The organism is Actinomadura sp. 3N407, from assembly GCF_052245875.1.
Taxonomy (GTDB): Bacteria; Actinomycetota; Actinomycetes; order Streptosporangiales; family Streptosporangiaceae; genus Spirillospora.
In genome coordinates, this window is record NZ_JBQQBP010000016.1 from 85664 (window position 1) to 104180 (window position 18517).

The 18517-nt window shown below is 70.8% G+C and carries 21 protein-coding genes and 1 pseudogene; 9 read left to right on the top strand and 13 right to left on the bottom strand.

What is annotated here, in order from left to right:
- Nucleotides 1-14: 14 nt before the first annotated feature.
- The 3 genes from ACTWPP_RS32930 to ACTWPP_RS32940 form a co-directional block, all read right to left on the bottom strand.
- The gene (locus ACTWPP_RS32930) at nt 15-359 is read right to left on the bottom strand and encodes an RNA polymerase-binding protein RbpA (RefSeq protein WP_443108444.1); all 345 of its coding nucleotides are present in this window, start codon (nt 357-359) and stop codon (nt 15-17) included.
- A gap of 140 nt (nt 360-499) precedes the next feature.
- Entirely contained in the window at nt 500-1105 is a 606-nt protein-coding gene (locus ACTWPP_RS32935; protein WP_443108293.1) for an ATP-dependent Clp protease proteolytic subunit, read from the bottom strand.
- Nucleotides 1102-1653 carry a ClpP family protease gene (locus ACTWPP_RS32940; RefSeq protein WP_443108445.1) on the bottom strand — a complete coding sequence of 184 codons (552 nt, stop codon included), beginning with the start codon at nt 1651-1653 and terminating at the stop codon, nt 1102-1104. Before ACTWPP_RS32940 ends, ACTWPP_RS32935 begins: the two co-directional genes overlap by 4 nt.
- A 188-nt stretch (nt 1654-1841) precedes the next feature.
- Between ACTWPP_RS32940 and ACTWPP_RS32945 the strand changes: the two genes are divergently transcribed.
- Entirely contained in the window at nt 1842-2135 is a 294-nt protein-coding gene (locus ACTWPP_RS32945; RefSeq protein ID WP_443108294.1) for a type II toxin-antitoxin system Phd/YefM family antitoxin, read from the top strand.
- Between the two features lie 36 nt (nt 2136-2171).
- Here ACTWPP_RS32945 and ACTWPP_RS32950 read toward each other — a convergent pair whose 3' ends face one another.
- Complete coding sequence (locus ACTWPP_RS32950) at nt 2172-2981, bottom strand: glycerophosphodiester phosphodiesterase (protein WP_443108295.1); 810 nt, start codon at nt 2979-2981, stop codon at nt 2172-2174.
- Between the two features lie 115 nt (nt 2982-3096).
- Here ACTWPP_RS32950 and ACTWPP_RS32955 point away from each other — a divergent pair, with 115 nt between their 5' ends.
- The 3 genes and pseudogenes from ACTWPP_RS32955 to ACTWPP_RS32965 all read left to right on the top strand — a co-directional run.
- Nucleotides 3097-3321, top strand: coding sequence for an EF-hand domain-containing protein (locus tag ACTWPP_RS32955; protein WP_443108296.1), 225 nt, complete (start codon nt 3097-3099; stop codon nt 3319-3321).
- 167 nt (nt 3322-3488) lie between these two features.
- On the top strand, nt 3489-4676 hold the full coding sequence (locus ACTWPP_RS32960; protein WP_443108297.1) for a hypothetical protein: 1188 nt from the start codon (nt 3489-3491) through the stop codon (nt 4674-4676).
- A pseudogene (locus tag ACTWPP_RS32965) lies at nt 4604-5098 on the top strand (Tn3 family transposase); the annotation flags it as partial. The gene ACTWPP_RS32960 and the pseudogene ACTWPP_RS32965, both read left to right, overlap by 73 nt.
- 253 nt (nt 5099-5351) lie before the next feature.
- Here the strand turns inward: ACTWPP_RS32965 and ACTWPP_RS32970 are convergent.
- Nucleotides 5352-5600, bottom strand: a complete 249-nt coding sequence (locus ACTWPP_RS32970; protein WP_443108448.1) for a hypothetical protein — start codon at nt 5598-5600, stop codon at nt 5352-5354.
- A gap of 153 nt (nt 5601-5753) precedes the next feature.
- Nucleotides 5754-6329, bottom strand: coding sequence for a recombinase family protein (locus ACTWPP_RS32975; protein ID WP_443108298.1), 576 nt, complete (start codon nt 6327-6329; stop codon nt 5754-5756).
- A 549-nt stretch (nt 6330-6878) separates the two neighbouring features.
- On the opposite strand from ACTWPP_RS32975, the gene ACTWPP_RS32980 reads away from it, so the two are divergent.
- Both ACTWPP_RS32980 and ACTWPP_RS32985 read left to right on the top strand, forming a co-directional pair.
- Nucleotides 6879-7415: a pyridoxamine 5'-phosphate oxidase family protein gene (locus ACTWPP_RS32980; protein ID WP_443108299.1), complete on the top strand. Its 537-nt coding sequence runs from the start codon at nt 6879-6881 to the stop codon at nt 7413-7415.
- Nucleotides 7416-7620: 205 nt separating this feature from the next.
- Entirely contained in the window at nt 7621-10110 is a 2490-nt protein-coding gene (locus tag ACTWPP_RS32985) for an excinuclease ABC subunit UvrA (protein WP_443108300.1), read from the top strand.
- Between the two features lie 300 nt (nt 10111-10410).
- Here ACTWPP_RS32985 and ACTWPP_RS32990 read toward each other — a convergent pair whose 3' ends face one another.
- Both ACTWPP_RS32990 and ACTWPP_RS32995 read right to left on the bottom strand, forming a co-directional pair.
- Nucleotides 10411-11043, bottom strand: a complete 633-nt coding sequence (locus tag ACTWPP_RS32990) for an SAM-dependent methyltransferase (RefSeq protein WP_443108301.1) — start codon at nt 11041-11043, stop codon at nt 10411-10413.
- A 197-nt stretch (nt 11044-11240) separates the two neighbouring features.
- On the bottom strand, nt 11241-11897 hold the full coding sequence (locus ACTWPP_RS32995) for a TetR/AcrR family transcriptional regulator (protein ID WP_443108302.1): 657 nt from the start codon (nt 11895-11897) through the stop codon (nt 11241-11243).
- A gap of 128 nt (nt 11898-12025) precedes the next feature.
- Between ACTWPP_RS32995 and ACTWPP_RS33000 the strand changes: the two genes are divergently transcribed.
- Nucleotides 12026-12544: a hypothetical protein gene (locus ACTWPP_RS33000; protein WP_443108303.1), complete on the top strand. Its 519-nt coding sequence runs from the start codon at nt 12026-12028 to the stop codon at nt 12542-12544.
- A gap of 13 nt (nt 12545-12557) precedes the next feature.
- Here ACTWPP_RS33000 and ACTWPP_RS33005 read toward each other — a convergent pair whose 3' ends face one another.
- Genes ACTWPP_RS33005 through ACTWPP_RS33025 form a run of 5 tightly spaced genes read right to left on the bottom strand, consistent with a single transcriptional unit; the run spans nt 12558 to nt 16816 of the window.
- Nucleotides 12558-13109: a TrmH family RNA methyltransferase gene (locus ACTWPP_RS33005; protein ID WP_443108304.1), complete on the bottom strand. Its 552-nt coding sequence runs from the start codon at nt 13107-13109 to the stop codon at nt 12558-12560.
- Nucleotides 13106-13720, bottom strand: coding sequence for a class I SAM-dependent methyltransferase (locus tag ACTWPP_RS33010; RefSeq protein ID WP_443108305.1), 615 nt, complete (start codon nt 13718-13720; stop codon nt 13106-13108). Before ACTWPP_RS33010 ends, ACTWPP_RS33005 begins: the two co-directional genes overlap by 4 nt.
- Nucleotides 13721-13770: 50 nt before the next feature.
- Nucleotides 13771-14718 carry a VWA domain-containing protein gene (locus ACTWPP_RS33015; RefSeq protein WP_443108306.1) on the bottom strand — a complete coding sequence of 316 codons (948 nt, stop codon included), beginning with the start codon at nt 14716-14718 and terminating at the stop codon, nt 13771-13773.
- Nucleotides 14715-15803 carry a DUF58 domain-containing protein gene (locus tag ACTWPP_RS33020; protein ID WP_443108307.1) on the bottom strand — a complete coding sequence of 363 codons (1089 nt, stop codon included), beginning with the start codon at nt 15801-15803 and terminating at the stop codon, nt 14715-14717. The genes ACTWPP_RS33015 and ACTWPP_RS33020 overlap by 4 nt, the downstream gene beginning before the upstream one ends.
- Complete coding sequence (locus ACTWPP_RS33025; RefSeq protein WP_443108308.1) at nt 15800-16816, bottom strand: AAA family ATPase; 1017 nt, start codon at nt 16814-16816, stop codon at nt 15800-15802. The genes ACTWPP_RS33020 and ACTWPP_RS33025 overlap by 4 nt, the downstream gene beginning before the upstream one ends.
- A 783-nt stretch (nt 16817-17599) precedes the next feature.
- On the opposite strand from ACTWPP_RS33025, the gene ACTWPP_RS33030 reads away from it, so the two are divergent.
- Nucleotides 17600-17758, top strand: a complete 159-nt coding sequence (locus tag ACTWPP_RS33030) for a hypothetical protein (RefSeq protein WP_443108309.1) — start codon at nt 17600-17602, stop codon at nt 17756-17758.
- A 92-nt stretch (nt 17759-17850) separates the two neighbouring features.
- Nucleotides 17851-18483 carry a LysE family translocator gene (locus tag ACTWPP_RS33035; RefSeq protein WP_443108310.1) on the top strand — a complete coding sequence of 211 codons (633 nt, stop codon included), beginning with the start codon at nt 17851-17853 and terminating at the stop codon, nt 18481-18483.
- The last annotated feature ends 34 nt before the right edge of the window (nt 18484-18517 follow it).

The window sequence follows — 18517 nt, forward strand, 5'->3', positions numbered from 1 at the left end:
GAAAAATCAGATGCTCACGCTGACTTCCTGCGCCCCGCCCGCAGGATCTCCAGTCGCTCCGCCAGAACCTCCTCCAGGTCCTCGACCGTTCTGCGTTCCATGAGCATGTCCCAGTGGGTGCGCGGCGGCTTGCCCTTCTTGCTTTGGGGCAGTTCCCCGTCGACCCGCAGGGCCGTGGCGCCGCAGTTGCGGCATTCCCAGGTCATCGGCACCTCGGCCTCGGCTGCGAGCGTCACGGTGAACCGGTGGCCCTTGGTGCAGGTGTAGTCCACCTCTTGCCGAGGGGCTAGATCGGTGTTGCGATCGTTCTCGTAGCTGGTCGCTCCGAGTCGGGTGCCGCGAAGTGCGCGCTCGGCCATCGTCACGTGCCTCCCAGACGGCTTGCGGTCTTGCCCTGACCAACGCTGAATACCACCACAAGATTCCCGCACCCAGCGTGATCCAACCCTGCTGTTTCCGGCCGCACCGGGCCGCCGGGGAGGAACGTTCCGCCCGGACGCTAGTTACGGGACGTGAGCACCTCGTCGATCAGCCCGTAGTCCTTGGCCTCGGCGGCGCTGAAGAACCGCGCGCGGTCCAGGTCGCGGCGCACGGTCTCGGGCGTCCGACCCGTCGCCTCCGCCACGATCGCCTCGGTCTGCTCCCGCAGCCGCAGCACCTCGCGGGCCTGGATGTCCAGGTCGGTGGTGTAGCCGCGCGACACCTCGATCGCCGGCTCGTGCAGCAGGATCCGCGCGCCGGTCAGCGCCGCCCGCCGGCCCGGCGAGCCCGCCGCCAGCAGGACCGCCGCCGCCGACCCGGCCTGCCCCACGCAGGTCGTCTCGATCGGCGGCGCGACGTAGCGCATCGTGTCGCAGATCGCCAGCATCGCCGTCAGCGACCCGCCCGGCGAGTTGATGTACAGGGCGATGGGACGGTCGGCGTCCATGCCCTCCAGTGCCAGCAGCTGCGCCGTGACGTCGTTGGCGCTGACGTCGTCCACCGGCGCGCCGAGGAACACGATGCGGTCCTCGAACAGCTTGTTGTAGGGATCGGTGTCCTTGCGGCCGTAGGTCGTCTGCTCCTCGAACTGGGGGACGAGGTAGCGCTTCTCCGCGCGTGTCATGTGCCCACCCGGTCGGTGCTGTCGATGACATGGTCGACGAAACCATAGTCGCGCGCCTCCTCCGCCGTGAACCACGCGTCCCGGTCCCCGTCGGCCTCGATCTGCTCCAGAGTCTGCCCGGTGTGGAACGCCGTCAGCTCCGCCAGGGTCCGCTTGAGGTACAGCGACTGCTCCGCCTGGATCTTGATGTCGGACGCGGTGCCGCCGATCCCGCCGTGCGGCTGGTGCATCATCACCCGCGAGTGCCGCAGCGCGTACCGTTTGCCCGCCGTCCCGGCGCACAGCAGCGTCTGCCCCATGGAGGCGGCCATGCCCATCGCGACCGTGGATATGTCGTTCGGGACGAACCGCATCATGTCGTAGATCGCCATCCCGGCGTCGACGACGCCGCCGGGCGAGTTGATGTAGATCGTGATGTCGCGCTGCGCGTCGTGCGCCGCGAGCAGCAGCAGCTGCGCGTTGACCCGGTTGGCGACCTTGTCGTCGATCTCGGTGCCGAGGAACACGATCCGCTGCGCCAGCAGCCGCTCGTACAATTGCGCGTCCATCAGCTGGGGCAGCTCCGCGACACTGGCCCGAGACCTTCCCACATACGTCTCCGCCCGCCGGGGCAGGTCGTTCTCCGGGGCGTCGAACATGCGTCCCTCCTCTTGATCATCTGTACATAGCGTACGCTGTGTACGTATGCGGAGCGTACATCCGCGCGGCACGGAGGACCAGGAAAGTTCGCTATACGATGAACAACGTGGAAAAGCCGGTGACGGAGGCACGCAAGGAGTTCGCCGATCTGGTGAACCGCGTCGCCTACACGGGAGAGCGCGTGGCGCTGACCCGCCGCGGGAAGATCATGGCCGCCCTCGTGTCGGCGGAAGACCTCGAGCTGCTGGAGAGCCTGCGCGCCGGGCGGCTCGACTTCACCCAGACCGGCCCGGCGGCACCGCCGGAGGACCGTCCCCAGCACGGCCCGCTGCGGATCGCCGCGGAGTACCGTCCGGGCGGTCCGCCGCGCCCGCCCGGTTTCGGCCGGTGACCGGGCGGCTTCGGGCGCCGGGCCCCGGAACGCGCGTCAGTCCGTGGCGGCGGTGGAGTCCGTCCAGAGGCCGCGCGCCTTCATGATGCGGCGGAGGGCGATGATCTCGTCGGTCATGATGCCGTCGATGCCGAGGTCCAGGAGGTGTTCCATCGCGGCGGGGTCGTTGACCGTCCAGGCGTGGACCTGCAGGCCCAGTTCGTGGGCGCGGGCGATGAACGACTCGGTGACGAACGGGACGGGCCCCAGGCCGTAGGGGACCTGGGCGCAGGCGACGCCGGTGGCGGCGAGCCGGATGAGCTTGGCGGCGGGGCCGCCGTAGGACTTGGCGCGCAGGGCCATCACGCCGCGCGGGTCGAGGGCGGTGCACACGTCGCGGTCGGTGAACAGGGGGAGGCGGGCGCGCATCTGCGCCAGCCGGCGGGTGGAGAAGGACGTGATGCACACCCGGTGCCAGGCGTTCGCGCGGTGCAGCGTCGCCGCGAGGGGGCCGATGACGGGGGCGTCCTTCAGATCGATGTTGACGCGCGCGTCGGGGAAGGCGCCGAAGATCTCCTCCAGGCGGGGGATGGGCTCGGTGCCGCCGATGCGGGCCTTGGCGACCTCGGCGTAGGGGAGCCTGGCGATGGTGCCCGTGCGGTCGGTCACGCGATCGAGGGTGCGGTCGTGGAAGGCGACGACGACGCCGTCCGCGGTGGCGTGGGCGTCGGTCTCCAGGTAGCGGTAGCCGAGGTCGACGGCGCGCTGGAACGCGGCCAGGGAGTTCTCGGGGCGGCCGTCCGCGCCGCCCCGGTGGGCGAAGGGGATGGGCCCGGGGTGATCGAGGAATTCGTACGAGCGGCGCACTCATCCGATTATGGCGGACCGCGCGCTCCGGCTGGACCTTACTACGTAAAGGCAGGGGGCCGGACTGCCGGTGCTAGCGTCGCCACGGCAGTCGATCAGCAAGGAGCACACGCGCATGGCGGACGTGAACGACTACCGGGCGACGTTCGAGCTCGTCGACGCCGACGGTGACGGGTACATCTCGACCGACGAGCTGAAGAACCTCATGACCGCGCTGGGCGAGGAGGTCACCGGCACACGCGCGGTGGAGGTGGTCGTGGCCGCCGACGCGAACCGGGACGGGAAGATCTCCCTGGAGGAGTTCGCCGCCCTGATGGAGCGGACCGCCCGCCCGGACTGACCGCGCGCCCGCGGACGGCCGGGACTGGCCGGGGCGGAGCTCGACGCCACCGGTCGTTTCAGACCCGGCCGCCGACGCGGCGCAAAGGCGCCCATCCGCCAACCCCCACCGGAGGGGCGCCTTCAGCGTGTCGGAAACGTCCTTCAGGGCCGGGTCAGGCCCGCGGGATGGCGTCCAAGGCGCCGACGCTGCGGGACCTGGAGGACCGGCGGCAGACCGCGACGCTGCTGGCCACGGTCCGGCACCTGGAGACCTCGTCCATCGATGACGCCCTGGACGTGCTGGACCTGCTGGTCACCTCGAACCTGCTGGCGCGGGCCGAGCGGGAGGGCAAGGCCGAGCAGCTGCGGACGCTGCCGAAGCTGCGCAGTGCGGCGCGTCAGGTGGCCTCGGCGATGGAGGTGGTGATGGGCACGCCGCAGGCCACCGAGGACCGGCTGGTGTCGCTGGCGGAGGTGTGGAACGCGATCGAGGAGGTCGTGCCGCGCGAGAAGCTGGCGGCCGCGGTGGAGACGATCGCGGCGTTCATCCCGCAGACCGATGACGACGCGGCCGCCGCGTGGCGGGCCGAGCTGGTCAAGCGCTACCGGACCGTGCAGCACTTCATCGAGCTGCTGCTGGAGGTCATCGACTTCCGGGCGGTGGAGGCCGGGCAACAGGTGCTGGCCATGGTCCGCACCGCCGCGGCGATGGCCAAGGCCCGCCGCAAGTACGACCGCGGCGACGTCGCCGCGCACGAGGAACTGATCACCGGGTCGTGGCGGCCGCTGGTGTTCGCCAACCCCGACCTGCCCGCCGGGCAGGTCGACAAGGCCGCGTTCGTGCTGTGCGCGGTGATGCACCTGCACCAGGCGGTGCGCCGCCGGGACGTGTTCGCCGCCGGCGCCGACCGATGGAGCGACCCGCGGGCCCGGCTGCTGGAAGGCCCGCGGTGGGAAGCGGCGCGGCCGCGGGTGCTGGCGGCGCTGGAGCTGGAGACCGAACCCGCCGGGCACCTGGCCGAGCTCGCCTCCGCGCTGGAAGGCGCCTACACCCGCGTGCTCGACGGGCTCGGCGGCAACACCGCCGTCCAGTTCGTGGGCGGACGCCTGCAGATCGAGAAGCTCGGGCCGGCCGCCGAGCCGCCGCTGATGAAGGAGTTCCGCGTCCTGGTGGACGGGATGCTGCCCCGCCTGGACTTCCCCGAGCTGCTGCTGGAGGTGTTCGACCGCACCGGCCTGCCCGCCGACTTCACCCACATCTCCGGCGCCGACTCCCCGATGGAGGACTTCGCGGTCAGCCTGTGCGGGCTGATCGTCGCCGAAGCCTGCAACGTCGGCCTGGTCCCGATCGAGAAGCCAACGTCCCGGCGCTGACCCGGGCCCGGCTGCAGCAGGTCGACCAGGGCTATCTGCGCGCGGAGACGATCTCGGCGGCCAACGCCCGGCTGATCGCCGCCCAAGACGACATCGACATCGTCGCCACCTGGGGCGGCGGGCAGATCGCCTCGGCCGACGGGCTGCGGTTCGTGGTCCCGGTCGCCAACCTCCACACCGGTCACAACCCGGTCTACTTCGGCCGCCAGCGCGGAGCGACCTGGCTGAACGTGGTAAACGATCAGGTGATGGGCATCGGCGGCCTGGTCGTCCCGGGCACCCTGCGGGACTCCCTGTTCATCCTGGACGCCATCCACACCATCGACGGCGGCCCGCGCCCCGAGATGGTCATCACCGACACCGCCTCCTACAGCGACATCGTCTTCGGTCTCTTCGCAATCTGCGGATACCAGTTCTCCCCGCGCATCGCCGACCTGGCCGACACCCGGCTATGGCGGACCAACACCCGAGCCACCTACGGCCCGCCGACGGGTTCCCCGCCACCGACGAGATGTGCGCCCGGCTCTCGCCGATCTGCTACGACCACATCAACTTCCTGGCCGCTACGCCTTCACCCGCGCCGAGCTCGACGCCGGTCTCCGCCCCTTCCACGACCCCGCCCAGGAGTCATAGAGCGGCGGCCGGAACAGGGTGGGGCGCTCTGCGCGGGATTGCCTACTTCTTTCGAGGGATCGACGGGTCTTCCACCAGGTCCAGATAGGAGTTCCACAGGTGTGCCAGGGCGGCTCCGATCCCGCCTTGGCGCTGGTGCTGGCGCAGACGCTGGTCTCCCAGATCGCCCTCGTGCTCGTACAGGCGGTTCAGATGCCGGGTGGCCTCGGCGGCCGCCGCCTGGGAGTCGGGGAGCACCGTGAAGATGACCAGGGCCTTCATCGCGCTGAGGATCACCTCGGCCTTCGCCAACTCGCTCTCTTTGAGCAGGAGGGTGTCTCACAACTCGGTGATCTCGTCGTATCGCCGGGCCGGGGGCCGATGAGCGCATCCATTTCCTCGGGATCGAGGTAGGTGAACCGCTTGCCCGCAGTACTCATGGGCCCTCCTCCCCACCCTCGTGGGCTACGGCTGCTGCTCTTGCTGCCTGGCGTCGGTGAGGGTCTTGTGGACGACGCCGACGGAGACGCCCACGTCGGCGGCGATGGTGCGGATGGATTGGCCGCGCTTGCGGCGGTCCAGGATGGCAGCGCGTTTGTCGGCGTCAACGACGGGCCGCCGGCCGCCGACGCGTCCGCGTCTGCGGGCGGCTTCCAGGCCGTTGTTGGTCTTGCGGACGATGTCGCGGCGGCGGTCCTCGGCCAGGGCGAGGGCCAAGTCGAGGATGAGGGAGCGTTCGGTGTGCTCTCCGGCCGCGATACCGTCCAGGACCTTGACGGCGATGCCGCGCTGGAACAGGTCGTTGAGGACGATCAGTCCTTCTAGGAGGTTGCGGCCGAGGCGATCGACCTCCTGGACGGTGAGCATGTCGCCGTCGCGGATGTGGGACAGCGCCTCCAGGAGGGCGGGCCGGTCGTCGCTGTTCAGCTTGCCGCTGATCTTCTCCTCGAAGACCTTCCAGCAGATGGGGTCGAGGGCGTCGTGTTGCCGTTGGGTGTTCTGCTTGTCGGTGCTGACCCGGACCAGACCGATGAGCGCCACGACGACCGCCTTCCGTTCATCAAACGTGCTGCGCGAGGTAGATGAACCCTAGCGGACACAACCGGAAAATGAACGGCCAAATGAACGCTCGAATCGGACTCGCAGTACATCTGGCGCGGCCCAGGTGCGTGTCCGGCGAGCGTTCGTCAAACGCTCGTTAGACGAACGCCCGGACGGGCCGCCGTCCGTACCGCGCTGGCCGACCTACTGCCCGACCCATCGGCACGGCAGACGGCGGTAACACTCCGCAGCCAGCGATCACCAGCGGCCTACTTTGCGGCTCGCCGTGGCTTCGGGAGTTCTAGTCCATAACGGCCGCCACCTCAGCCACAAGACTGGCGGGCAGTCATCGAGACGACTTGACCGACCGCTCGCCTACCTGGCGGCCGGGGACACGTTCGGAAGAAGGACGTCGGCCAGACGGCCCGGTGGCGTCCGCAGGACGGATGAAAACATGACGCAAGATGTCAGGTTTTAAAGCGATCATGGTTCACCGGTCGGCGCCGATGGGGGGCGTGGATCGAGCCCTACGGATGGACAAGGACCGCAATGCGCGAAACGCGAGAAGATCTCAAAGAGCTGCAGGCCCTGCTGGACGCCTCTCTGTCCCGCTCCACCTCGCACCTCCGTTCGATCATCAACACCGAGAGCACACTGACCGCAGAGCAGCTCACCGGGGTCCTCACCGGCATGTGCACCCTGGCCCTGTCCACCGTGACGGCGAAGGGCGAACCGCGGATCAGCGGCGTGGACGGGCACTTCCTGCACGGCAAGTGGCACTTCGGCACGGCGCGCGGTGCCGCCAAGGCCCGCCACCTGGCCGCCCGCCCGGCCGTCAGCGCCGCGCACATGCGTGGTGAGGACCTGGGTGTGTTCACGCACGGCACGGTGGAGATCCTCAACCCCCAGCACGGCGAGCCGGCCGCGGACTGGCCGGACCTGCTCGCCTACCTCAAGGACTTCTACGGCGGCGACTCCTTCGACTTCGACTGGGACAACGACGTGGTCTACTACCGGCTGCATCCGCACTGGATGAGCGTCTACGCCCCCGATATCGCCAAGCTAACTGCGGTGTCCCGGTCCTGATCCGCAGCACGGGCCGTATCGGGACGGCCACGTGCTGGCTGACAGATCTGGTGAAGCGGCCGCTCGGCGCCATTGGTGACGAGCGGCCGTCGCGTAGTGGCGTGATCGGTTTGTTCGGCATGGGTGGGGGCCTGGCCGCCCATGTCCTGCTGCGTTGCGAGGGGGTGGACGAAGGTTGACTGTATTCGTACGGGACGTCGCGAGTATGGGGCGCGAGACCATCGACGTGGTGGGGGCTCGTACCAACAATCTGCGGGACGTGTCGGTGAGCATCCCCAAGGGGCGGCTCGTCGCCTTCACCGGAGTGAGCGGCAGCGGCAAGACCTCGCTGGCCATCGACACTCTGCACAACGAGGCCCAACTGCGGTATCTGGAGGGACTTTCGCCGTTCGTGCGGCAGTACATCACCCAGCGCAATCGGCCGAAGGTCGACCGCGTCCTGGGACTCGGCGCGACGCTCGCGGTCGACCAGCGCCGCCTGAACCGCAACCCCCGCTCCACGGTCGCGACGATCACCGGCATCGACGGGCACCTGGGGCTGCTGTACTCGCGCCTTCCGGGGATCGGCGCGGCCCCGGCGGCGGAGAGCGGGGACGGGCACCTGACGGTCGCTCACTTCGACCGCAATACACCAGAAGGGAGCTGCGTGGACTGCCACGGGGTGGGCGGTCGCTGGCAGGCGCAGGAGGACCTGGTCATCACCCGCCCGGAGCTTCCGCTCTTCGAGGGCGCCTCGCCCTGGTACGCGAAGTGGCGGTCGGGGGAGCACGCGTTCGTGCCGGCGCTCGCCGAGAAGCGGGGCGTGGACCTCGGCCGGCCGTGGCAGTCGCTGCCTGAGGAGTTCCGTCACTGCGTGCTGTACGGCACGGGTGAGGAGAAGGTCGAGGCGACCGTCGACATGCCGAACAAGAATGAGACGGCCCTGATGACCTACACCTCGAGCCAGCCGCTGCGGGGCGCGCTCGCCGAGGTGAAGCGGGTGTTCGTGAACGCCCAGACCTCCAGCGCCAAGCAGCGCTACCTGCCGTACATGCGCAAGCAGCCCTGCGGCACCTGCGGCGGCAGCGGGTACGACCAGGTGGCCCGGTCCATCCGGCTCGGCGGGCTGACCTACCCCGACCTGCTCGCGGTGGAAGTACGGGAGGTACGCGACTGGGCGAAGCGCGTGGCGGACGACCTGGACGCCCGGCAGCGCGAGGTGGGTGAGCCGCTGCTGCAGGACCTGGGCCGCAGGCTCGGAATCCTTGACCGGCTCGGCCTGGCCCATCTCCAGCTGTCCCGGAGCGCGGCGACACTGTCGGGCGGTGAGCTGCAGCGGACCCGGCTCGCCGCGCAGCTCAGCACCGAGCTGAGCGGCATCGTCTTCGTCCTGGACGAGCCCGGGACCGGGCTGCATCCGGCGGACAAGGCGCACCTGCTCGACATCGCCCTGGAGCTGCGCGAGGCCGGCAACACGGTGCTCCTGGTCGAGCACGACCCTGAGCTGATCGCCCGGGCCGACTGGGTGATCGATATGGGGCCCGGCGCGGGCCGCCTCGGCGGTGAGGTCCTGGTGTCGGGGCCTCCCGCCGCCGCGGCCGCCCACCCGAAGTCGCTGACCGGGCGCTATCTGGCCGGTGAGGGGCCGCGGCTGCGCCGGACCCGCCGCCCGGCCGGGGATGACACCGGCTGGGTGGAACTGCACGGCCTGCGTGCGCACAACGTGACCGCGGACCTGGTGCGTTTCCCCGCCGGTCGGCTCACCTGCCTGACCGGGGTGAGCGGCAGCGGCAAGAGCAGCCTGCTCGGCGCGCTCGGGGCGAGCGTGGAGGCCGCCCTGAACGGGACCGCGACCGACACGGTGCGGGAGGTGACCGGCCTCGAGGGGTTCGGCTGGGTCGCCGTCGCCGATCAGGAACCGCTCGGGCGAACGCCGCGGTCCAACCCGGCTACCTACAGCAAGGCGTTCGACATCGTCCGCAAGCTGTTCGCCGAGACCGACGTGGCGCGCGGGCGCGGAGTCAACGCCTCCTGGTTCAGCTTCAACACCGCGGATGGCGGCCGCTGCGAGACCTGCACCGGTTACGGCCGCAAGCTGGTCGACATGCACTTTCTGCCGGATGTGTGGGTGGTCTGCGACGCGTGCGAGGGCCGACGTTACAAGCCAGAGGCATTGGAGATCAGGTATCAGGGGTTGGCCATCGATCAGGTGCTGGAGCTGACCGTCGCCGAGGCCGTAGAGCGGTTCTCCGAGCCCCGGCAGCTCGCGGAGACCCTGGGAGCCTTGAACCAGGTCGGGCTTGGCTATCTCCAACTCGGCCAGAGCGCCACAGAGTTGTCCGGCGGCGAGGCGCAGCGGCTGAAGCTGGCGTCCGCAATCCAGCGCGGTGCCGCGAGCCGCAAGGCGGGCCTCGTCGTTCTCGACGAGCCCGTCTCAGGCCTGCACCCGTCTGACATCCAGCGTGTGGTGGACGCGCTCGATGTGTTGCTCGACTCGGGCAACACCGTCGTCGTGGCCGAACATGACATCCCCGTCGCTGCGTCCGCGGACTGGGTGATCGACCTGGGGCCGGGAGCCGGCCCGGACGGGGGCACGGTGGTCGCGGAGGGCACCCCGGACACCGTCGCGACGACGGACACCCCGACCGCCGGTTTCTTCCGCCGGTACGCGGCGGGCCTGCCGCTCCTGGAGGTACGGGAAAACGCGCGCTGCTGAAAGGCCAGAGCGCGTCTTGCGTCACGTCCTGCGCTTGTTCCCCAAGGGCACTCCTGGCCCGAAGGCAACTGGAGATTCCTATCGGACCTCCGAGAACTCCACTAACGGCGGTTTCCGTTCCGATTCACTCCGAGCCCCGTACCGCTCCAGCTCACGGTAGATCCGGTGGGTCTGGCGCAGCAGATCCTCGTAGGTCGCCGCAGCCGAGTCCGGTGTCTCGTTCATGGCTCCCACGGTGCCACCCTCTGTTCCGCAACGCTGGTACCGCCAAAATCCGGTCCGATCCTCCTTGCTGGCCGGTCAGGCGGCGCGTCGCCGGAGTTTGAGGGCGTTGTCGGTGCGCGTCATGACGCGTCCGTCCGGGGCGGTCTGGACGCGTTCGTGCTCGCCGCTGCGCAGCACCTCCCAGTCGCCGTCCGGGAGTCGCAGGGACTTCAGTACCTCGTCGGCGCTGGGCAGGTGCACATCGGGGTGGGCGTCGGGGTCCCATGGCGGTGGGCCGGCGTGCCCGACGATGAGCAGCGTCCCGCCGGGTGCCACGGCCGCCGCGGCGGCGGCGAGGATCTCCTCGCGCGGCATGCCCTCCTCGGGGGAGTGCAGGAACTGGGCGGAGACCAGGTCGTAGGTCCCCTCGGGGAACGACGCGCCGAGGTCGTGGCGGCGCCAGCCGACGCGGTCGGCGACGCCGGCTTCCTCGGCGTGGCGGGCGGCGCGTTCGAGCGCGACGCGGGAGATGTCGGCGGCGGTGACGCGCCAGCCCCGCCGCGCGAGCCAGATGGCGTCGGCGCCTTCGCCGCATCCCAGGTCCAGTGCGGTGCCGGGCTCCAGCCCGGTGATCTCCTCCACGAGGACGGTGTTGGGTTCGCCGCTCCACAGGTGGTCGTGCTCGGCGTATCGGGTGTCCCAGAATTCTTCGCCGGTTGTGTGGTCCATGGTCCGATGATGCGTCGTCACCGCGCCTTTCGGCGAAGCGTGTTGCCGTTCCGGCAAACCGGGCAGGAGGACCGGGGCGAGGACGGCCGGTACCGCGGCGAGGGCGCGTGGTTCCTACGCGTATATGAGGAACTGCACGGGGGGTGATAGCGCCTGGGGCGCGGGCGATGCGCGAAGGAGGGTCAGCGGCCCACGCGTTACACGGTGAGGTGCCGTTCCAGGCCGTCGAGGAGCGCTTGGAGCCCGAACTCGAAACTCTGGTCGGGGGCGGCGGCATAGTCGTCCGCTGCCGGGGTTCGCAGGCGTGCTCGCAGGCGCGGGTAGCCCATCGCGATCTGCTGGGCACTGTTCATGGCGTCGTGGAACTGCTCGCCGGTGAGCTTGCGGCTCAGTGAGGCGGTCGCGGCGGTGCCGGCGGCGTTGCCGAGCACGTAGGTGAACACGGCGGCGGTGGCCCGGTCGGCCTGGTCCCCGGTGAAGCCGGCGGTCTCGTAGACGGCCAGGTGGTGGTCGTCGTGGCGGGCCTTGCTCTGCCCGTAGACCAGGTGCGCGGCGAGCACCTGCACCAGCCACGGGTGCCGCGTGAACATCGCGTACAGGTCGGTGGCCATGGCAGTGGCCGCGGTGCGCCAGCCGGCCGCCTCCAGGTCGGGCAGCGTGAGCTCGCCCCAGACCCGGTCGGTGGCGAGCAGGACGAGGTTGTCCTTGTTGGTGACGTGCCAGTACATCGCCGTGGCAGCGGCGTTGAGCCGTTTGCCCAGAGCGCGCATGTTCAGGCCTTCCAGACCCTCGGCGTCCATGAGGTCGATGGCGGCGCGAACGATCTGGTCTCGGGTGAGGGTGTCGCGTGGCATGTGCCCACGGTACGGACTCGGTTTAACTTAGTTCAAGGCAGGACTTGTACTTAGTTCAATTCGCGTCTAGAGTCAGGCCCGTCAGACAGTTGAACTAAGTGCAAGACCGCTGGGAGAGGACACCCGCCATGAACACCGTCGCCGCCGTCATGCAGCTGCTCGTCGCCGTCGCCTTCGTCAGCATCCCGGTGGTCCGCCACCGCTTCGGCCCCGCCGCCGAGGCCGCCGCGGTGGCCGAGCTGCGCCGCCAGAACGTCCGCCCCGAGGTTCTGGAAGAGAACAAGCTCCGCTTCGACGCCGGCGGCCACGAGACCGCCGCCCCCGCCGCCGTCGCCGCGGTGATGGTCGCGACCGCGGTGCTCAACCTCTCCGGCGCCGGCCTGGCCCAGCCGCTGACCTGGGTCTTCTCCTCACTGGTCCTGCTGCTGAACGCCGGGATCGTCTACAGCAACCTCACCGCGGCCAAGTCCGTCCAGGCCGCCTTCCGCCGCAAGGGAGACCCTGAGCTGGCCCGTGTCAGGGTCGCCCCCTTCCTCAAGGCCGCCGAGGACGCCTTCCCCGCCTGGGTCCGCGCCCAGACCTACATCCGCAACACCGTGGTCTTCGCCGGCTCCGCCATCGCCCTGGCGGCCGTCTCCCTTGCCTGACCACCGCGCGGGGTCAGGTGCTCCACTCGCGGCGGCGGGCCTCGGCGAGGGCGACGGCGGCGGCGACGGCGACGTTGAGGGAGCCGACGCGTCCGATCTGGGGGATGTAGGTGACGGCGTCGGCGGCGGCGAGGAGGGCGGGGGAGCAGCCATGGTCCTCACCGCCGACGGCGAGGCAGACGTCGCCGCCGAGGGGAGCCTCGTGCAGGGGGAGGGCGTCGGTGGTGAGTTCGACGGCGATGAGGCGCAGGCCCTCCTTGCGGACGGCCGCGGCGGCCTCGGCGGCGGTGCCGGCGTGTTCCCAGGGGACGAGGCGTTCGGTGCCGAGGGCGGTCTTGGCGACGTTGCGGTGGGTGGGGGGCGTGGTGTTGCCGGCGAGCCAGAGGTGTTCGACGCCGAACACGGCGGCGCTGCGGACGATGGAGCCGACGTTGAACGGCTGGGTGACCGATTCGACCAGGAGCCCGAGGCGGGCGCCGGTGCGGCGGCGCCAGTCGCGGTTGAGGCGTTTGACGTCGGTGGGGCGCAGCTGCCTGCGCTCCTGCGCGGGGCCGGGGGTGGTCATGGGGTGGGGTCCTCCGTGCGGGGTGCGACGCGCAGGACGCGGTAGGCGGACCGGGAGGCGATCCGTTCGGTGGGGAAGCCCTGGCCGTTGAGCCACCGCTGGAGGGAGTCGGAGCCGAGGTGCTTCTGGACGACGAGGTGGGCGCGGCCGGCGGGGGTGAGGCGGGGGAGCCAGGTGAGGAGGAGGTCGTGCAGGGCGGCCTTGCCGATGCGGATCGGGGGGTTGGACCAGATCGCGGTGAAGCGGAGGCCGGGGTCGATCTCGTCCACCAGGCTGAACCTTACGTTGTCAAGGCCGGCGGCTCGGGCATTGCTCTCAGCGAGAGTGAGGGCTCGCTGATTGACATCTACTCCCCAAACCCTCGCCTGGGGCGAACGCTTCGCCAGGGTGAGGGCGATGGGGCCGTACCCGCAGCCGAGGTCGAGGAGGTCACCGGCCTGTGGAGGGGCGGGGACGGTTTCGAGGAGGACGCGGGTGCCGGGGTCGACGCGGTCGGGGGAGAACATGCCGCTGTCGGTGTCGAGGCGCAGATGCAGGTCCGGCAGGACGAGGTCGACGGAACGGCGGCGGCTCGCGGCGTCCGGCCGTTCGGCGAAGTAGTGTTCCCCCACGTCGGCCGACCGTATCAGCGTCCGGAGGGTACCGGCGCCGGGGCGGGCCGTCAGGGCAGGCGGGAGAACCAGGCCAGCGAGGCGCCCGCGGCGGAGAGCGCGAACAGCAGGGCGATGCCTGTGTAGCGGGCGGCGACGTCGCGGTGCTCGATCTTGAAGCCGAGGGAGCTGCCGATGTTGGTGTAGACGTCGCGGAGCTGGTCGGCGTCGGCGGCCTCGTAGGCCTTGCCCTCGGTGCTGTCGGCGAGGGCGCGCAGGGTCTCCTTGTTGACCGAGACGCTGGTGGTCTCGCCCTCGATGTCGACGGTGCCGTAGGGGGTGCCGAAGGCGATGGTGGAGACGGGGATCTGGGCGACGCGGCTGGCGTCGATGGCCTCCTGGACGGTGCGTCCGGTGGTGTTGTCGCCGTCGGACAGCAGGACGATGTGGGCGGGCGGCGGGTCCTGGCGGGCTTCGGCGTCGAAGGACCGGACGGCCTGCAGGGAGGTGAAGACGGCTTCGCCGATGGCGGTGCGCTTGGCGAGGACGAGCTGGTCGATGGAGGCGATGGCGGCGCGGCGGTCGGCGGACGGCGCGGCGACGAGGTTGGCGCTGCCGGCGAAGGCGACGACGCCGACGTTGAAGCGGCCGGGGAGTTCGCCGATGAACGTCTTGGCGGCGACCTTGGCGGCGTCGAAGCGGCTGGGCGGGACGTCCCTGGCCATCATGGACAGGGAGACGTCGACGGCGACCATGATGGTGGCGCGGTCGCGGGGGACTTTGACGGAGTCGGCGGGGCGCGCGAACCCGACCATCATGAGGGCGATCATGACGAGGAAGAGGGTGGCGGCGACGTGCCGGCGCCAGCCGGGTCGTTTGGGGGCGACCTGGGACAGCAGCGCGAGGTTGGTGAAGCGGACGGCGTAGGTGCGGCGGCGGATCTGCAGCAGCGTGTAGGCGGCGGCGAGGAGCGGCAGGAGGGCCAGCAGCCACAGGCGTTCGGGTGACAGGAAGGTCATGGGCGCGCTCCCGCGGTGGTGACGGTCCGGCCTGCGGCGCGGCGCTGGCGGAGGGCGAAGCGGGCGATGTCGGTGATCCAGTCGCGGTCGGTGCGCAGGACGAGGTGGTGGGCGCCGCTGCGGCGCAGTGCGTCGCGGGTGCGGTCGCGTTGTGCGGCGGCCGCGGCGGCGTACTGCTCGCGGACGCGGCGGTTCAGGACGATCTCGTGTGCGGTTCCGGTCTCGGGGTCGGTCATCTCGACGAGGCCGACGTCGGGGAGGTCGAGTTCGCGGGGGTCGATGATCTCGATGGCGAGGACCTGGTGGCGTGCGGCGAGGCGGCGCAGGGGGCGTTCCCAGTCGGGCCGGCCGTGGCGGTCGGCGGGGTCGGCGGGGTCGAGGCCGGGGGTGGGGTCGCCGCCGTCGGGGGCGAGGAAGTCGGAGATGACGACGCGGAGGCCGCGGCGGGTCTGGCCGCGGTCGAGGGAGGTGACGGCGGCGGCGAGGTCGTGGGGGGTGGCGGCGGTGCGGGCCGTGCCGGGGCGGCCTGTGCCGGTGCGGGGGGCGCCGTCGTGGACGGATTGGGAGTCCAGGGCGGCTTGGAGGAGGGCGTACATGGCGGCTTTGCCGGTGCGGGCGGGCCAGCGGCGCATGCCGTCGGCGTGCAGGAGGTAGGCGCCCGCGCGGTCGCCGAGTCGGACGGTGAGGAAGCCGACGGCGGCGAGGGCGGCGACGGCGAGGTCGCGTTTGATCATGGTGCCGGTGCCGAAGTCCATGCTGGGGGTGAGGTCGACCAGGACCCAGGCTTCGAGTTCGTGGTCGGCGATGAGGTCGCGGACGTGGGGGCTGGTGGTGCGGGCGGTGACGGCCCAGTCCATGTGGCGGACGTCGTCTTCGCCGGGCTGGTAGAGGCGGGCTTCGGCGAGTTCGGTGCCGGGGCCGGGGAGCAGGCCGAGGTGTTCGCCGTTGAGGAGGCCGTCGAGGCGGCGGGTGACCTGGAGCTGGAGGCGGCGCAGGGTGCGTTCGGGGGCGAGGTGGGCGAGTTTGCCGCTGCGCCGGCGCCGGGCCGGGTGGAGCTCGTCCCTTGATGGATGGTGGGCGGTCATGCGGTGGTCACCGCCGCTGCTCCGTGGTTCCACACGACGCGGGGCGGGGGGACGGCGGTGATGATCTGGGCGATGACCTCGGCGGTGTCGACGCCGTCGGCGAGGGCGTCGAAGGTGAGGACGAGGCGGTGGGACATGACGTCGCGGGCGACGGCGCGGACGTCGTCGGGCAGGACGTAGTCGCGTCCGGACAGCAGGGCGAGGGCGCGGGCGGCGGAGGCGATGCCGAGGGTGGCGCGGGGGCTGGCGCCGATGTCGATGACGCCGCGCAGGTCGGGCAGGCGGTACTGCTCGGGTTCGCGGGTGGCCATGACGAGCCGGACGATGTAGTCGGCGATGAGTTCGTGGACGGCGACTTCTTCGGCGGCGCGCTGGAGTCCGGCGAGGCGTGCGGTGTCGAGGATCCGGGTGGCTTCGGGTGGGTCGACGCTCATCCGCTGGAGGATTTGGAGTTCTTCGTGTGCGGCGGGGTGGTGGACGTCGATCTTCATGAGGAAGCGGTCGCGCTGGGCTTCGGGGAGGGGGTAGACGCCTTCGGATTCGATGGGGTTCTGGGTGGCCAGGACGATGAAGGGGGTGGGGAGGGGGTAGGTGTTGCCGCCGAGGGAGACCTGGTGTTCGGCCATGACCTCCAGGAGGGCGGACTGGACTTTGGCGGGGGCGCGGTTGATCTCGTCGGCGAGGACGAAGTTGACGAAGACGGGGCCGAGTTCGACGTCGAACTGTTCGGTGGAGGGGTGGTAGATGCGGGTGCCGACGATGTCGGAGGGGACGAGGTCGGGGGTGAACTGGAGGCGGGCGAAGGTGCCGCCGACGACTTGGGCGAGGGTGCCGACGGCGAGGGTCTTGGCGACGCCGGGGACGCCTTCGATGAGGCAGTGGCCGCGGGCGAGGAGGGCGACGATCATGCGTTCGACCATGTGGTCCTGGCCGACGATGACTTTTTTGACCTCGGCGAGGGTGTTCTGCAGGAGGGCCGCGGCCTCGTCGACGTCGGTGGCGGCGATGGTCATTGTGGGTTTCCCTCACTAGTCCCTGTGGTGCCGGGCTCGGCGCCTTTACGACCCTACGCGATCACTTGTACCCGTTCGTTGGGGATACGTGCGCGTTGCCGGTGATCGGTTCGGGGGTCGGGGCCGGGGGGTGACGCGGGCTGTGCTGGGTCGTTGCCTGAGCCGATGGTAGGGCGTGGTTGTTAGTGTTGCGGCCATGTCGAGGCCGTTGCCCCCGGGTGATCCTGCTCAGCTGGGGCCGTTCCGCTTGTCTGCGCGTTTGTCGGAGTCCGCCGCCGGGATCGTGTTCCTGGGGGTGGACGGTGAGGGGCGGCGCGCGAGTGTGGCGGTGCTGAATCGGGGTGCCGCGGGGGATGCGGCGGCGCGGGACCGGTTCCGTGCGGCGATCAATGCGGCGGTGCCGGGCCGGGGGCCGGGGCGTGCGGGTGGGCCGGTGGTGGGTCCGGGTGATCCGGCGCCGGTGGTGGCGGCGCAGCCGGATGGGCCGGCGCCGTGGGTGGCGACGTTGTACGAGGCGGATCGTGCGGGGGCGGAGCGGTTTCTGGAGCCGGTGGTGTTCCAGGGGTCGGGTCGGGCGTGGTGGGGCGGGCGTCGGCGTGGGCCGCAGTTTCAGCCGTATTGGCTGGGGTCGGGGGAGCCGGCGTTGGCGCGTCCGGGTCCGCCGCCGGGTGCGGGTCCGGTGCCGGTGGGGGAGCGGGCGCCGGAGCGGAGTCTGGTGGCGGTGGTCGTGGTGCTGGCGGCGGCGTTGCTGGTGCTGGTGTTGCTGATGGGTGTGCTGTTCGCTTGTCAGCCGGAGGTTCGGGAGCCGCCGCCTCCGCCGCCGGAGCCGACGCCGACGTTCGAGCGGCCTTCGCCGTCGCGGACGCCGACGTCGCCTTCTCCGTCGCCTTCTCCGTCGTCTCCGGTGCCGACGCCGACGCCGTCGGGTACGGGTGGCGGTGATGGCGCGCCGCTGTAGCTGAGCGCGGCGCTGTGGCCGGACTCGGCGCGGGAGGGGCGTTGCTCGGCGGGTGCGCGGCGGTCAGCATGGGGTGATGCTGGAGACTCTGGTGGCGTTCGTGGGTGCGGCGGTGCTGATCGCGATGGCGCCCGGCCCGAGCACGGTCGTGATCATGCGTCAGTCGATGCGGTCGGGGCGGCGTGGCGGGCTGGCGACGGTGCTGGGGAATGAGGCGGGGGTGCTGGTGTGGGGGGTGGCGGCGGCGGTGGGGTTGTCGGCGCTGCTGGCGGCGTCGCAGCTGGCCTATGACGGGTTGCGGGTCGTGGGGGCGGTGGTGCTGGTGTGGTTCGGGGTGCGTGCGCTGTGGCATGCGCGGCGGGGCGGGCCGGCGGCGGTGGAGCCGGTGGAGCGGGGTGGGGGCGGGTTGTCGTGGTGGCGTTGTTTCCGGTTGGGGTTGGTGACGAATTTCGCGAATCCGAAGGCGGGGGTGTTCGCGGTGTCGTTCCTTCCGCAGTTCGTGCCGGCGGGGTGGCCGGTGCCTGTGGTGCTGGTGGTGCTGGCGGTGTTGTGGGCGTTGATCGATCTGGCCTGGTACACGGTGGTGGTGTGGATGGTGGGGGCGGCGCGGCGGCTGCTGGGGCGTGCGGGGGTGCGGCGGCGGCTGGAGCAGGTGTCGGGTGTGGTGCTGGTGGCGCTGGGGGTGCGGCTGGCGGCCGAGGCCCGCTGAAGCGGGCGTGCCGATTTGGCACATTTTCATGATC

Coding starts and splice junctions, on each gene's coding strand:
- ACTWPP_RS32930 (WP_443108444.1), bottom strand. CDS start 359: ATGGCCGAGCGCGCACTTCGCGGCACCCGACTCGGAGCGACCAGCTAC.
- ACTWPP_RS32935 (WP_443108293.1), bottom strand. CDS start 1,105: ATGACACGCGCGGAGAAGCGCTACCTCGTCCCCCAGTTCGAGGAGCAG.
- ACTWPP_RS32940 (WP_443108445.1), bottom strand. CDS start 1,653: ATGGACGCGCAATTGTACGAGCGGCTGCTGGCGCAGCGGATCGTGTTC.
- ACTWPP_RS32945 (WP_443108294.1), top strand. CDS start 1,842: ATGAACAACGTGGAAAAGCCGGTGACGGAGGCACGCAAGGAGTTCGCC.
- ACTWPP_RS32955 (WP_443108296.1), top strand. CDS start 3,097: ATGGCGGACGTGAACGACTACCGGGCGACGTTCGAGCTCGTCGACGCC.
- ACTWPP_RS32960 (WP_443108297.1), top strand. CDS start 3,489: ATGGCGTCCAAGGCGCCGACGCTGCGGGACCTGGAGGACCGGCGGCAG.
- ACTWPP_RS32980 (WP_443108299.1), top strand. CDS start 6,879: ATGCGCGAAACGCGAGAAGATCTCAAAGAGCTGCAGGCCCTGCTGGAC.
- ACTWPP_RS32985 (WP_443108300.1), top strand. CDS start 7,621: ATGGGGCGCGAGACCATCGACGTGGTGGGGGCTCGTACCAACAATCTG.
- ACTWPP_RS32990 (WP_443108301.1), bottom strand. CDS start 11,043: ATGGACCACACAACCGGCGAAGAATTCTGGGACACCCGATACGCCGAG.
- ACTWPP_RS32995 (WP_443108302.1), bottom strand. CDS start 11,897: ATGCCACGCGACACCCTCACCCGAGACCAGATCGTTCGCGCCGCCATC.
- ACTWPP_RS33000 (WP_443108303.1), top strand. CDS start 12,026: ATGAACACCGTCGCCGCCGTCATGCAGCTGCTCGTCGCCGTCGCCTTC.
- ACTWPP_RS33005 (WP_443108304.1), bottom strand. CDS start 13,109: ATGACCACCCCCGGCCCCGCGCAGGAGCGCAGGCAGCTGCGCCCCACC.
- ACTWPP_RS33015 (WP_443108306.1), bottom strand. CDS start 14,718: ATGACCTTCCTGTCACCCGAACGCCTGTGGCTGCTGGCCCTCCTGCCG.
- ACTWPP_RS33020 (WP_443108307.1), bottom strand. CDS start 15,803: ATGACCGCCCACCATCCATCAAGGGACGAGCTCCACCCGGCCCGGCGC.
- ACTWPP_RS33025 (WP_443108308.1), bottom strand. CDS start 16,816: ATGACCATCGCCGCCACCGACGTCGACGAGGCCGCGGCCCTCCTGCAG.
- ACTWPP_RS33035 (WP_443108310.1), top strand. CDS start 17,851: ATGCTGGAGACTCTGGTGGCGTTCGTGGGTGCGGCGGTGCTGATCGCG.